Source organism: Nocardia goodfellowii (assembly GCF_017875645.1).
GTDB classification, from domain to species: Bacteria; Actinomycetota; Actinomycetes; order Mycobacteriales; family Mycobacteriaceae; genus Nocardia; species Nocardia goodfellowii.
Genome location: NZ_JAGGMR010000001.1, coordinates 5,443,768 through 5,456,588, shown reverse-complemented (window position 1 = coordinate 5,456,588; position 12,821 = coordinate 5,443,768). Strand labels below are relative to the sequence as shown.

Here is a 12,821-nt window from a genome sequence, read left to right as displayed (position 1 = left end):
ACCGCTGCGTGAAGGTCGTGCGCTGCATGGCCCTTCAGGAGACGGCGGCGGTGAGTTGCGCGACGATGCCGGCCATCGCCCCGTGACTGGTCATGGTCATGCGTAGTCTGCCGCCATGGGTGAGGACTCCCAGGATTTGCTCGTTCTCGACCTGGGTGCTCATCACCGGACCCCAAATCGCCTGCGCCAGAGCGTCGCCTCCGGTATCGCCGGGCATTCTGCTCGCGCAGCTCCTTGAGTTCCTTGGCGGCATCGGTATCCACACCGCCGTACTGGCGTCGCCAGTTGTACATCGCCGCCGCCGAGATCCCCGGCTCCGCGGCGATATCTTCCCCGGACTTACCCGCCGCGGCCAGCTCATCGGCGCGGCGCAGCTTCCGCACGATGTCCTCCGCGGAATGCCGCTTGCGTCCTGCCATGTCACTCAGTGTCTCTTCCAGCCCTGACCAGGGCCAACAGGACTCCAATACCGAGTGGTCTCATTCACTGGGGACTGGCCACCCGCGCTGACCCCCTGTGAACGACACCAGTCGGCCGTCTCAGCGCAATGAACCTCTGCATACTCGTGTCTCTTACGAACACGTGTTCTCGGCAACCGATTTCGCGGTCACCTTGGGTTGGTGAGCTGAGTCTGGTCGTTCCGCTGCTGTAGGGCCGCTCGGCGTCAGGTGGTCAGCTGGGTGGTTCGGCGTCGCGGACGAGGAGGGCGAGCTGGACGCGGTTGCTGAGGGTGAGTTTGGTGAGGGAACGGCTGACGTGGGCCTTCACTGTCGGCTCGCTCATGAACAAATCCTTGGCGATGTCCGCGTTGGACAGTCCGCGGGCGACAGCGTTGACGACATCGCGTTCCCGTTCGGTCAGCGCGGCCAGTTTGCGGCGGGCCTCGGCAGCATTGGGATGGGCCCGGGTTGCGAAGGCGTCGATCAGTTTTCTCGTGACGCGGGGAGACAGGATGGCGCTGCCCTCGGCCGCCGCGTGCACAGCGGCGATCAGGTCGCCGGGTGTGGTGTCCTTGAGTAGGAAGCCGACTGCCCCGCACCGTAGTGCCGTGTGCACGTAGTCGTCCAGGTCGAAGGTTGTCAGCATGACAATTTTTGCCCGCTGATCGGTGCGGCGCAGCTCGGTGAGTGTTGATAGTCCATCCATGCCGGGCATCCGGACGTCCATCAGCACCACGTCCGGCCGGTGGGTCGCTGCGGTTCGCACGGCCTGGCGGCCGTCGGCCGCCTCAGCGACCACTCGGATATCCGCACTGGACTCCAGGATCATCCGCAGCCCGGTGCGGACCAATTGTTCATCGTCGACTATCAGGACCCGGATCATGCGGGCTCTCCGGTCGGCAGCCAGGCCCGGACGCGGAAGCCACCGCCTGCGGTCGAGCCGAAATCCAGTCCGCCACCCAGCAGTTTCACTCGCTCGGTCATGCCGATGAGGCCGAGCCCGCTGCCGGGTAACCGGTCGGCCCGCTCCAAGCCGGGTTCGTTGCTCACCTGTACCTCCAGGGCGTCGGGGTGATAGGTCATCCGGATCTCGGTGTGCACCAGGCCAGCGTGTTTGTGCACATTGGTCAGCGCCTCACGGACCACCCGGTGGGCAGTGTTCTGCACCATGATCGGCAGTGGGCGCGGGTCACCGAGATCCATCCGGACGACGGGTACGCCCACCAACCGGGACTCGTTGAGCAGCAGGTCGAGTTCGGCGAGCGTGGCCGGCGGCGCCAGCTCTCCCGGTGCTTCCTTCAGCACCCCGAGCACCTCGCGCAGTTGTGCCAGCGCCTCCCGGCCCGCGGTCCCGATCAGTCTCGCCTGCGCCGCACTGTGCTCGTCGAATGTCCCCGTTTCCAGCGCTCCAGCATGCAACACCATCAGTGAGACCCGGTGTGCGACAACATCATGCATATCCCTGGCGATCCGGGCTCGCTCCTGCGCCCTGGCCTGCTCGGTACGCGCGGTCTGCTCTCGTTCCAGCTGGGCTGTCCTGGCCCGCAGTCCGGCCACCACCTCCCGCCGCGCCTTCAGAAGCAGCCCGAACAAGATCGGACCCCAGCCGAAGATCACCGTGACCCCGCAGGTGGCCCCGAGCTGTTCGGTGTCGAGTCCGAACCGAAGCTGGTTGATCAATTCCGGAGCCAGGAACACCACGGTGATCCCGCAGCCGTAGCCGAGCACGTGGCGCAACCCAGACAGCGTGTTCGCCGCGGTATAACCGGCGACCGCGTTCACCGGCCATAACGCGGCGTTCACCGGCCAAACCAAGAACGGCAGCGCCAGCAGCGGCCACGGTAGCCGCGGTGACAGCACGATCGAGACGAACACGACCGGCGCGAGCAGCGCCGCCGGCCACGGGTCCGGCGTATGGGTCGGCAAGAAAGTCAATCCGACTACGAGCGCCGCGGCGAGGTAGACCCCGGCATGCCGGACCCGTTCCACACCTTCATTCACGTCACGACTGTAGCGACGTCCGGGGTACCGGAGCCGCATCCGGATCGAAAGTATGTGGCACTTTTCGCATTTCGGAGGATGAACCGCTGGGGCCGGCCGCCGAGCATGGACGACCATGAACGACACACAGACAGCCGTGCGCGCCATCGGGCTGACCAAAATTTACGGCAGCGGCCAAGCGCGGGTGGTCGCGTTGGACGAGGTGGACGCAGCGTTCGGGCACGGTGAGTTCACCGCGATCATGGGGCCCTCGGGCTCCGGAAAATCCACGCTGATGCATTGTCTGGCCGGGCTCGACCAACCGAGTGCGGGCCGAGTATTGCTGGGTGATGTCGAGTTGACTGGACTGCGGGATGTCGAGCTGACCGAATTGCGCAGGGACCGCCTCGGGTTCGTCTTCCAGGCGTTCAACCTGCTACCCACGCTCACCGCGCTGGAGAACATCGAGCTGCCCTTCAGTCTGGCGGGCAGGCAACCCGATTCCGAAGCCATCGATCGCGTGGTGGCCGAGCTCGGGTTGTCCGATCGGCTCAGCCATCGTCCCACCCAGCTCTCCGGTGGGCAGCAACAGCGGGTGGCGGTGGCGCGTGCGCTGGCCACCGGGCCGGAAGTGGTGTTCGCGGACGAGCCCACCGGCGCATTGGACTCCGCGGCCTCCGCCGAGCTGCTGGAACTGCTACGCACCACGGTGCATTCGCTCGGGCATACCGTGGTCATGGTTACCCATGAGCCGAGCGCGGCGGCCTACGCCGACCGAGTCCTGTTTCTCGCCGACGGCAGCATTGTGGATGAGCTGCGCGAACCGACAGCGGATCAGGTGCTGGCGCGGATGTACTCGCTGGACGGGCTGCGCTGATGCGGACAGCGTTGATCCGTGACTTGCTGGCGAATCGGGGCAGGGTGCTGCTGACGGTGGTGGCCATCGCGCTGGGCGTCGCGGCCACGGTGGGCAGCTGGATAATGAGCGATTCGATTGCCACCAGTCTGAGCGTGCAGCATACCCGCGCCGATGTGGGGGTATCGGTGCAGATGAACTCCACCGGACCGGCATTTTCCGCGCCGGACATAGCGCGGCTCGCGGCCCTGCCGGAGGTGGTTCGGGCGACCGGGGTTCAACGCGGACGCGCCGGTGTCGTCGCCCCGAACGGCAAACTGGTTGCCTCGGCCACCGTGCCCGAACAGGCCGGCACCGGCTGGGATGACACCGGCCGGTTCACGCTCACCGCTGGACGGGCACCGCATGCCGGGGAAATCGCGGTGGAGCGGGCTACGGCCGAGGCCGGGGGGCTCGTGTTGGACAGCGACGCGACAGTGCTGCTGTCCGAGCAGCGCCGACTGACCGCTCGGATAGTGGGGTTCTTCGACTACCGGACGCTGGGCCCGCAGTCTGCGGAGTCCGACGACGAAACGAGCGCTGACCAGGTCCCGGTGGCCGCGTTCGCCGCCGACGAGGTGGCCTCGGTCCTAAGCGGCGACCTGGTTCGGATCGAACTGGCATTGCGGCCGGGCGCCGACCCGGTCGGTGTTCGAAATCAGGCCGCCCTCCTGGTGCCGCAGGGCCATGCATTCACCGGGGACCAACCGGCACAGGCGGCAACTGACGAGGCGAAGAGCGAGGCCAACGACCTCAGGCTGGTCCTACTGCCACTGTCCGGGATCATAGTACTGGTCGGCATATTCGTCATCACCAACTCCTTCACCATGCTGGCTACCCAGCGGATCCGGCAGTTCGCCCTACTGCGCGCGGTTGGCGCGCACCGGCGCCAGATTCAGGCGGCCACGATCCTGGAGGCGGTGGGTCTGGCACTGGTCGGCGGCACCCTCGGGGTGCTGGCCGGGGTGGGGCTGGCACCGCTGTTGTTGGCAATCATGCGGCCGGATCAGCAGATCGTGTACGCGGGGTTTCCGGTCGCGGTGCTCCTCGGGTATGCGGTGGCGCTGGTGGTGACCATCCTGGCGGCCTCCGGTGCCACGCGGCGCGCCGGCCGAGTGTCCCCGCTGGCCGCATTGCGCCTGGACGCGGTGTCGCCGGTCGCCGAGCGCGGCCTGCGGACCTGGGTGGGGACCGGCGCTGTGCTGGCCGGGGTGGGGCTGGTGCTGCTGACCGCAGATCCCAGCGCGGACAACCAGTCCCGGATTATCGGCTTGAGCGGAGCGGTGCTGAGCGTGATCGGGGTGGTGATGCTCTCGCCGCGGCTGGCCGCGGTCGGCTTACCCCCGGTGCTGCGGCTGGTCGGCCGGTGGTCCGGTCCGGCGCTTCGACTGGGTGTGCGCAACGCGGCACGCAATCCGCGGCGCACCGCGGGAACCGGAATCGCGATCACCATCGGCCTGACCCTGGTGTGCGCGTTCGCCACACTGAGCGCCACGCTGGATTCGCTGGTCGGCTCCAGCGTGCGGGACAACGTGCCGGTGAGTACCACGATCCTGCGCTCCGCGGCCGGCGGTGATTCGGTGCTGGACCCGGAGACACTGCGGGCGATCGCGGCGCTGCCCTCGGTACGGACGGCCGCCGCCACCCGGAATGTGTACGCCGATATCGATCATTCGGGCGGCACCGACATTCGCCAGGTGTCCATCGTGGAACCGGAGGCCATCGGTTCGGTGCTGACCCCCGAACTCATCGCCGGTAGTGCCGATCTACGCTCCGGCATCCTGGTGTCCCGGAATCAGGCGGACATGCTGGGGTTGGCGGTGCGCGATGAGGTGACGTTGCGGCTGCCGGGCAGCACACCGATCCGCAGTGTGGTGACCGGCATCTACGAGGCGACCGAACTGCAATCCAGCGTGTACCTCGACGTGAACCGAGTCCCGCAGCGGCTGCAGGACCGGATCACGCTGATCTATGCCACCGGGGTGGACCCCCAGCAAGCCCGAGCCGCGATCGAGCGCGCGGTCGGCGACCGACCCGACATTGCCGTGCTCGATCGTGACGTGCTCGCCGATGACTATGTCCGCGCCCAGCGCTTCGGGTTCGTGCTGCTCTACGCCATGTTCGGGCTCGCTATCCTGGTCGCGGTATTCGGCGTGGTCAACACGCTATTGCTGTCTGTGTGGGAACGGATACCCGAGATCGGCATGCTGCGCGCCATCGGGGCGCAGCGTCGTCTGATCCAGCGGATGATCACCGCAGAGAGCCTGCTGATCTGCGCTTTCGGCGCGGTACTCGGCGTTGTGGTCGGACTGTGGGCTGGCATGGTCATGCAGCACGTCGTATTCGGTCAACGAATACTCGACGCCACCATCCCCATGGGCACGATCGCGCTGGCGCTGCTCGGCATGGTGACTGCCGCAGTACTCGCCGCGTTCTGGCCCGCGAGACAGGCGTCACGGGTATCTGTTCTAGCCGCCATTGCCCGATGACCACGACCGCATACGGTTCCGCCCCAAACCGGTTGAGTGTCAACCGCGTAGCGCCTGCCGCGAACGCACCCGCCGCCTATGGTGTCCCGCATTTTCGGTTCGCGTCGATCAGATTCCTATGAGCGCCAGCGGGCGAAGCGGCCGCAGAACAGCCGAGAATGACGACGCAGGCCTGTGTGAGCCTGCGGCCGGTGATCGACTACGCGGATGCTAGGTGGAAAACGTTCGAAAAACGTTCACCGGCGGCCTGCAACGAGGCTGCTGGTCGGCGTTTCGGCTGGTAGAGCGTCACTCAAGTTGAGTCTTCGCTGGATTCGCAGCATCCAGGCCGGCGCCCACCAGCAGGGATCGCCGAGTAACTGCAAGACGGCGGGGACCAGGAGCATGCGCAGCAGGGTGGCGTCGATGAACAGCGCGGCGATCATGCCGAAGGCGATGTACTGCATCATGATCGGGCCTAGCGCGATGGAAGTCGGGTCAGGCGCTGGTTTTGCGCCGTGAACTGCGAAAACGGCGAACTCGTCGTGGCCTGTTGTTTCCCATTGAAACGCAGTGGTTCTACTGGTGTGACGGGAGAATGACGGGCCACTGCGTATACCGGTACGGGGTATAAACGCACAGCCGTGTGGTGGACGTCGATGACCCGGCGTCCACAAACACCCCTGATTGGTGGAGCTGCTACACATTGGCCTCAGTGCCTCCAGCAAATTCCTTATAGCAACCCTTGCGCGGAGCTGGATGAGCATCACACTCTTGCTGTCCCGTGCCGGCGATCTTGTCCAAGATCGCTAGGTCCACTGGCCGCGTAATGGGTATGGGTTTCGGTCACTTGGCCGAGGGCGCGCGTCGGCATTACCAGGCATACTGCGAGATCACGGCCGCTGAGGCTGAATTCGTTCGCGAAAACGTTCGCAGACGTTCGCAGTGAGCGGGATGCTGCTGGCGTGTCGCTGAGCGACACGCCAGAGCATTTTCGGAATCAGCAACTGGGCAGCGAACTGTTTCACGGCGCCGCGGCCAAGGTCGCCGGCCACGTGTTCGCTATGACGCCTCAATTTCGGATGCGCCCCATCCATCGTTCGCTCGTACGCCCTACCCTCCGACGCCGAGTTCGGCCGGCCCCGCCTCGTCCGACGCCGATGCAAAAGCAGCATCGGAGAACTTGTGTCAGCCCCACCCCGTGAACTTGAGCCTCGTCGATCGTCCGTCAGCTAGTGAGTAGCTGCCGCAAGTGAATCTCGCCTCGACAACTGCCCTGTGTGGGGTGTGTGCCGGAGGGGGGACACGACCACTACGCCCACGCGCTACATCGTCAAAAGCTGCTGGTCATTGATGTATAGCAGTGTGCATGCGCGACGCAGGAAGGAAACGCGCCGCGGAGCCCCGTGCCAAGCCATACCGCGAAGCATGTCGACTACCGCGTAGCTCCGTTCCCTCTCCCCGAGCATTGAATAGACAACGCGACCGCCACTCCGACCCGCGGTGCATCAGATTGAAAGACAGTCGCAGTCAGTGCGCGGCGAGATCGAGTACAGCGAGACAGAGTGGGCCCTCTTGGTGGGTGAAGGGGTTGTGCACGACGAGGTCCAGCGACGCGGACTCCAGCACCTGGATGGCCGATGCCGCGCCCAGCCGCGGCAGGGCACCCGCTTGGCGTAATACCACGGCGAACAGGTATGTACGTTGCAGCGGTTGCAGTTCCAAGTGTGCGTGGGCAATCGGATCAAAGGGGGCCGCCATTATGGGGCTGGTCTCACGAATCCCCATTGGATCTTGAAGGGCGGTATGGAACGCATCGACGGCATCTGCGTCTACCCGCAGTCGTCGCATCAGCGGCCTTGTGAACATGGGCAGGTACCAGTCCGGCATGCCCATTCTAATCCGGTTGTGAACGCGGGTCGCTATAGCCGGCAGATCCTGCGGCTCGGCTGCACCGAAGGCGATGTCCAGCATATCGTTCCAGCGACGGCACCCACGAGTTGCGGGATCAGTGTCGAACCATATTTCGAGGTCTCGCAATGCGGCTGTAGCCACGCTGTCCGTCGGAAACAGCTGGGTGTAGACAGATAGCTCTGCGCTCGGGTAGGTGTGACCAAGCTGGGTGTCAAGGGCATCCTTGGCGAGTATGGCCTTGAACACCGCGTCGGGCACATTCCAGCTTTCTCGGTCCAGCACCGACTCAAGGACCTGATTGTGCTGGAAGTGCACTAGGTGGCCGAGTTTTGGCACGAGTGCACGAAGGACGCCGTCGTCACCCCTATTCTCCTCTTTGGCCCACAAGAGAAAGTTCCGATCTTCGCGAAGCGCTGCATCGCTGTCGGCCTCGTGACGGAGCATCTCGGCGATGGCAGAGTACCGGGAAGCGACTGTCGCGAGCGAAGACATGACGTGGTGCCGGAGCTTGCTGGCCGTTCGACGCCCGTCGGAATTTCGAGTCAGCCGCGCGAAGATATCGTCGCCGAAGTGATCACACAACTGTTCCCAGTTGTCGGCGACGAGGTCTATGAGGATCTGATCTACGTCACTAAAGAGGACAGTCAGTTCGACGCCGGGCGCGCCGGAGTTGCCCCGCGTTTCCACGATGCCGTCAATCAATGTGAGGTCGCCGAGCGCGAGCATGCCGATCCACGCTAGTCGTCGGCGCTCGTCGAGTTCAGGGCCGTAGGCACACAGATCCCGTTTGATCTCCTCACGCAGCCATTTCATCTCTGCCGAGCGTGTGTCGGTGCCCCCTAGGTCGTTGCGGGCCTGCTGGTCGCGGATGATTGCTTGAATGAGCCCGATGAAGGCGTTCCGGCGTACCTCGGTGTCCGGATCGCTCTTCCATTCCGCCATGACGTCGATGAGGTCCGGCGCAAGGAGCGGGCTGCGTGCGAGTTCGAACGCCAGGACTTCGCGCAGCTCTGGCTCGAGGTGCTTAAGCAGGTCGAGGGTTTTGTCAAGGATCCGGAGGGCGGCTTCGTCGGTCCTGGCGCAGTACGCGCTGAGAATTGCGGCCGGAATGGTATCCGGAACCCCCGCAATGATGGGCCCAGGGTCGTGGATAAGTTTTTCGGCGAACTCCTGGACAGATGGCTGCCCGGGCCAAGCGGCGATGACCGCAGGGACGTGCCACATCAAGAAGTCTGGGCTAACGTCCGTGCACAGCGCTGCCAGTTCGGCCGGGTCGTAGCTTGCAAGCACCTCTCGCATGGCGTCAGCTTCAGCCTCCGGCTCCTGGACGGTATTCTCGAACCGCTTCCAGGCATCGGCGATGGCGTCGGCAACGACGACGCGATTCTCGCTCGGACCATGTGTGTTGAGCTGGCGCAGCAGGGATACCAGGACGGCGAAGCCTTCCGTTGGACCGAGCACGTCGACGGCTACGTAGGCCATAGGTGCGGCCTGAGCAAGGTCGCCACGGAGCCGGTCGGCGAGAACAGTCTGGACGCGCTCGTCGTTGGTGTGCTGCTCGACCAGCGCACGTGCCGCGGCGTATGGCCTCCAGCTGTCCAAGCCTTGCAACAGCACCGTTTGCGCGTCGGCGGGTTGCAATGTTGTGGCGAGACCAGCGACGCCGTGTGGCGAAGTATCTTGCACGTTGCCCTCCACGTAGGAGCGGAGAACTCGCGCGAATTCCGGATCGTGGCTCCATACCTTCGGGATCATGCCAATGTCGTACAAGATCAGGCCGCGTTCCTCCGGATCTGCGAGCTCGGCGGCCACCCAGTCCTTGAAGCGGAGATTGTCGCTGAAGGCGTTGCAAGCCAAGTGCCATGCCAGATTGCGGTCGCCGCCACTTTCGCCGTTGGTCGTCAAAGTCTCATACGCGAAGTCTGCCGCTTGCGAGTCCCCGGTGGCGGCCAGGTTGACGAGGTCCTTGCCAGGCCACGGTGCGGAGAATTGGCCCTCTTGACGAAGCAATGACAGCAGCCATTTGCGTTCCTCTGGCCGAAACAGCGCGGCATCACCATGCGGGCTGCCGCGTTGCAGCAGGTGCAAACCAACCAGCCGAAGTGACATGGACGGCTGAATACGTGCCCAGTCGATCAACCTCAGGGTCTCGGGTGCGTCATCCCAACCCCAGCCGAGAGCGAGGATGGCAGCTGCCTGGGTCGCTGAGGATGGTCCGGTCTCTGTGAACGCCATCAGCCGCTCCAGCAGTTGCTGCTGGCCACCGAATCGACCGGCGATGGCCAGCGCTGCATTGACCTTCACGTTGTCTTCTGGATGCCGAACACCCCGGAGCAGGTACTCGGCAGCGACCTCGTCGGCGATGGCGAGATCACGCAGGAGCCACATAGTCGGTGAGGGGTCCGGGCGGGGCGCGGTCAGCCAGCGCTTCATGATCGGCAGCAGATGGGTTTGCGCAGTGTGGCTCGCGAGCGTGCCGGCAAGCGCTGTGATGAGGTTCGCTCGATGACGTAGCGACGGATGGGTCTCCACCCGGTCGACGAGCTGGTTGATATATCCAGACTGGGATTTCGGAGTGAGCTTGACACCGGCGGCGAGGCCCTCGGCGAGCAGTTCGTATCCGTCAAGGTCCGCCCATCGTTGGCTGCCCGTATCAAGGGCTGCGGTAAGCAGTGGCTCGGCGGCGTGAGAGCTGACCTGCGCAGTCAGCAGCGCGAGGAGCACATCTCGCCAGGCTGGATCGTGCACGAACCTCTGCATTACCTCGACCTGCACTTCGGCAGCGAGCGTGGCGAGATACTGGCCAGCCAGGTGGTCGAGCACCACTCGGTGAAGGAAGCCGACGGCACCTGCGCCATGCGATACGAGCAACCCGAACTCGTCTTCCGCCATGGCGAGCACAGCGTCGGCAATCCGGCGGGCCTCGGCATGCTGATAGCCCAGGACGGTGTCGTCGGTCATCGACTCCACGATGAGCGTGCGCATCTCGGGCTTGGTGACAGTGCCGGACGGATCCTTGACACGAAGACGGTAGGCCACTGCGCCGAACAACGCGGTCACCTCGGTGGCAGGCAGCACAGCCCCGCTGGCTTGCGAGGCACGCTGCCGCATCTGAGGATGCTTCTCGATGAGCAACTCGACTAGGCGAGCGTAGATCTTGAACCGTTGACGGGGTAGGGATTCGCCCTGCCACGTCGCGGCCAGCAGGGTCAGGAAAAGCGGCGACCTGGAAAGCTCGGCCAGTTCCGGGATGGCATCCAGTTGGTCGAGGAATGGTTCGACGCCGACCGTCCACATCAATGGTCCGGCCGGAGAGGCTTCCGACTGCGCGACAGGCTGAAGGATCCCGGCCACGATCGTCCAGCGCTGCCGATCGGTCAGTGGCGTGATCTCAGCCTGGAACCAAGGACGCCTCCAGTTGAGCCGGTCAACCGCATAAGGGCGTGTGGAGAGAATCGCCGACGCGCTGGTGCGACCTAGAAACGCTTCAATGATCCCGAGGGCGCGTTCGGCTGCGCCGACGTCGCTCCATTCATCGACGCCGTCCACCAGCAGAAGCAAGCGGTCGTCCCGTAAAGCGTGCTGGACCAGCGGCCAAAGGTGGGTGGCGCTCTGCGATTTCAGCCATGCCTCCGCGGCCGAGACGAGCGAGTTTTCGGTAGAGGCTTCAAGGTGGCGGCATAGAAACCCAAATGGCAGCCAGATCGGAAGGTCAGTCCCATGTTTCCTTTGCAGGGCGATGGACTGCGGTTGGGACGACAGCAGGTCCGATGCGACGAACCGCAGAAGGCTGGACTTCCCAGCTCCTGGACGGCCGATCAGTAGTTGATATTTCCCGTTGGCCAGCCATTCGTCAGCCGCAACGGCGCCAACCGTCGCTGGAACGGTTTGGTTTCTGCGCTTCATTAGGCGGCGTGCGGATCTGAAGGACTGTCGGCGGGCACCCAGTCGCGAGGCGATGAAAGTGTGTCCATCGCCTGAGCTTTCCGCCGGGTGCTGGTTTTCGACGGGCGACTCAGACTGTTCGGCGTCGACGACATCGGCCCGTTGGCGGTTGGGGTCGACGTCCAAAATGACGAACTCGCCACCGGGTTCTGGTTCTTCGCTCAGGTGGACTCCGCCCTGTGCAGAGAAGACTGCGCGGTAGAGATGGCCAAGCCCTGCACGGAGGTCTCTGGCGTCCTGGTTCGACAGGTTATTCGCGAGGGCTTCGGCTGCGTCCGAGCCACAGAATCGTTCGACCCAGGTGCGGCCAAAGAAGTCATCGACGATTCGTGGCTGGTACTTCAGCAGGGTAGAGACCTCCTGCACACCCCACGGAACAAAGGTGATCTCAATTTTGGCGAGACGTTCGGTTTGCTTGCGGATCGCGTCGTCCAGCTTGGTGTCCTGCAGGTCGAACGAGGTAGCAAAGTAGAACGCTGCCGTCCTGTCCGCCCATTCACCCTCCAGCAGGTCGTCGACAGCCTTTGTGATCTTAGCTGCGGTCAGCTTTTCGATCCGCCGAGACTGCAGGGTTACGTAGTCCCTACCGCCGGACTCGCCGTGCTCCAGGTCTAGAGGGAGCCGAGCATAGGCGTCGATTCCAGCTTGGGCTTGGCCTGGTACACCGAAGAGTTTGGCGAACTGGACAGGTCGGACGGTGTGCAGCAGCCTCAGAAACAGGCGCTCGGCGTCTGCCCATTCCAGTTCACGGATAGGCAGCACTTGAGCCCTGGTGTCGATCGGTGGCCTCGGCAGCGGCCCTGTAGGGGCAGACCACAGGAGCGCTTCCGTACGGTCTCGGCCACCTGCTTCGTCCGAGAACGCGATCGTCGTCATCCTCCGCTGCCTCCCGCCTCGTCACCGTCAGACGACCATAGTCATTGCGACCGCCGGGAGAACTGGGTCGGCACCATGCCAGAGTGACCCGCCCACCGAATGGGTTCCATATTATGTCTCGCTCATCTGCTGCCGGGCAATCAATCTGCTCCTCCTGAACCCATCGACTGCCGGCCCGTGTGAAATTGCATCTTCTGCCGGTTTGCCAGGTGTGCCGGTTGATGCGTCATGGACTTGAGCTCATTCGCTCGAGCCAGTCGGCGCTCGATGAAACGCGCGTAGATCGCGCTGCGATGAGATAAC

Annotated in this window: 6 protein-coding genes and 2 pseudogenes; 2 read left to right on the top strand and 6 right to left on the bottom strand. The window is 64.3% G+C overall.

Annotated elements, in window-relative coordinates; genetic code table 11:
• Positions 1-34: 34 nt before the first annotated feature.
• The 4 genes and pseudogenes from BJ987_RS37445 to BJ987_RS37845 form a co-directional block, all read right to left on the bottom strand.
• Positions 35-217 carry a hypothetical protein gene (locus BJ987_RS37445; protein ID WP_245367875.1) on the bottom strand — a complete coding sequence of 61 codons (183 nt, stop codon included), beginning with the start codon at positions 215-217 and terminating at the stop codon, positions 35-37.
• A 52-nt stretch (positions 218-269) separates the two neighbouring features.
• Positions 270-419, bottom strand: a pseudogene (locus tag BJ987_RS37440) (transposase); the annotation flags it as partial.
• A 253-nt stretch (positions 420-672) separates the two neighbouring features.
• Entirely contained in the window at positions 673-1,323 is a 651-nt protein-coding gene (locus tag BJ987_RS25125; protein ID WP_209894806.1) for a response regulator, read from the bottom strand.
• The gene (locus tag BJ987_RS37845; RefSeq protein WP_209894804.1) at positions 1,320-2,441 is read right to left on the bottom strand and encodes a sensor histidine kinase; all 1,122 of its coding nucleotides are present in this window, start codon (positions 2,439-2,441) and stop codon (positions 1,320-1,322) included. Before BJ987_RS37845 ends, BJ987_RS25125 begins: the two co-directional genes overlap by 4 nt.
• A gap of 115 nt (positions 2,442-2,556) precedes the next feature.
• On the opposite strand from BJ987_RS37845, the gene BJ987_RS25115 reads away from it, so the two are divergent.
• A complete protein-coding gene (locus BJ987_RS25115; protein ID WP_209894802.1) occupies positions 2,557-3,297 on the top strand; it encodes an ABC transporter ATP-binding protein in 741 nt (246 codons plus the stop codon).
• On the top strand, positions 3,297-5,804 hold the full coding sequence (locus BJ987_RS25110; RefSeq protein ID WP_209894799.1) for an ABC transporter permease: 2,508 nt from the start codon (positions 3,297-3,299) through the stop codon (positions 5,802-5,804). Before BJ987_RS25115 ends, BJ987_RS25110 begins: the two co-directional genes overlap by 1 nt.
• A gap of 236 nt (positions 5,805-6,040) precedes the next feature.
• On the opposite strand, the pseudogene BJ987_RS25105 reads toward BJ987_RS25110, so the two are convergent.
• Both BJ987_RS25105 and BJ987_RS25100 read right to left on the bottom strand, forming a co-directional pair.
• Positions 6,041-6,256, bottom strand: a pseudogene (locus BJ987_RS25105) (hypothetical protein); the annotation flags it as partial.
• Between the two features lie 1,057 nt (positions 6,257-7,313).
• A complete protein-coding gene (locus BJ987_RS25100; protein WP_209894795.1) occupies positions 7,314-12,518 on the bottom strand; it encodes an NACHT domain-containing protein in 5,205 nt (1,734 codons plus the stop codon).
• Positions 12,519-12,821: the final 303 nt, after the last annotated feature.

Excerpts from the sequence above, each read along its gene's own strand:
- BJ987_RS37445 (WP_245367875.1), bottom strand. The coding sequence starts at position 217 with ATGCCCGGCGATACCGGAGGCGACGCTCTGGCGCAGGCGATTTGGGGT.
- BJ987_RS25125 (WP_209894806.1), bottom strand. The coding sequence starts at position 1,323 with ATGATCCGGGTCCTGATAGTCGACGATGAACAATTGGTCCGCACCGGG.
- BJ987_RS25115 (WP_209894802.1), top strand. The coding sequence starts at position 2,557 with ATGAACGACACACAGACAGCCGTGCGCGCCATCGGGCTGACCAAAATT.
- BJ987_RS25110 (WP_209894799.1), top strand. The coding sequence starts at position 3,297 with ATGCGGACAGCGTTGATCCGTGACTTGCTGGCGAATCGGGGCAGGGTG.
- BJ987_RS25100 (WP_209894795.1), bottom strand. The coding sequence starts at position 12,518 with ATGACGACGATCGCGTTCTCGGACGAAGCAGGTGGCCGAGACCGTACG.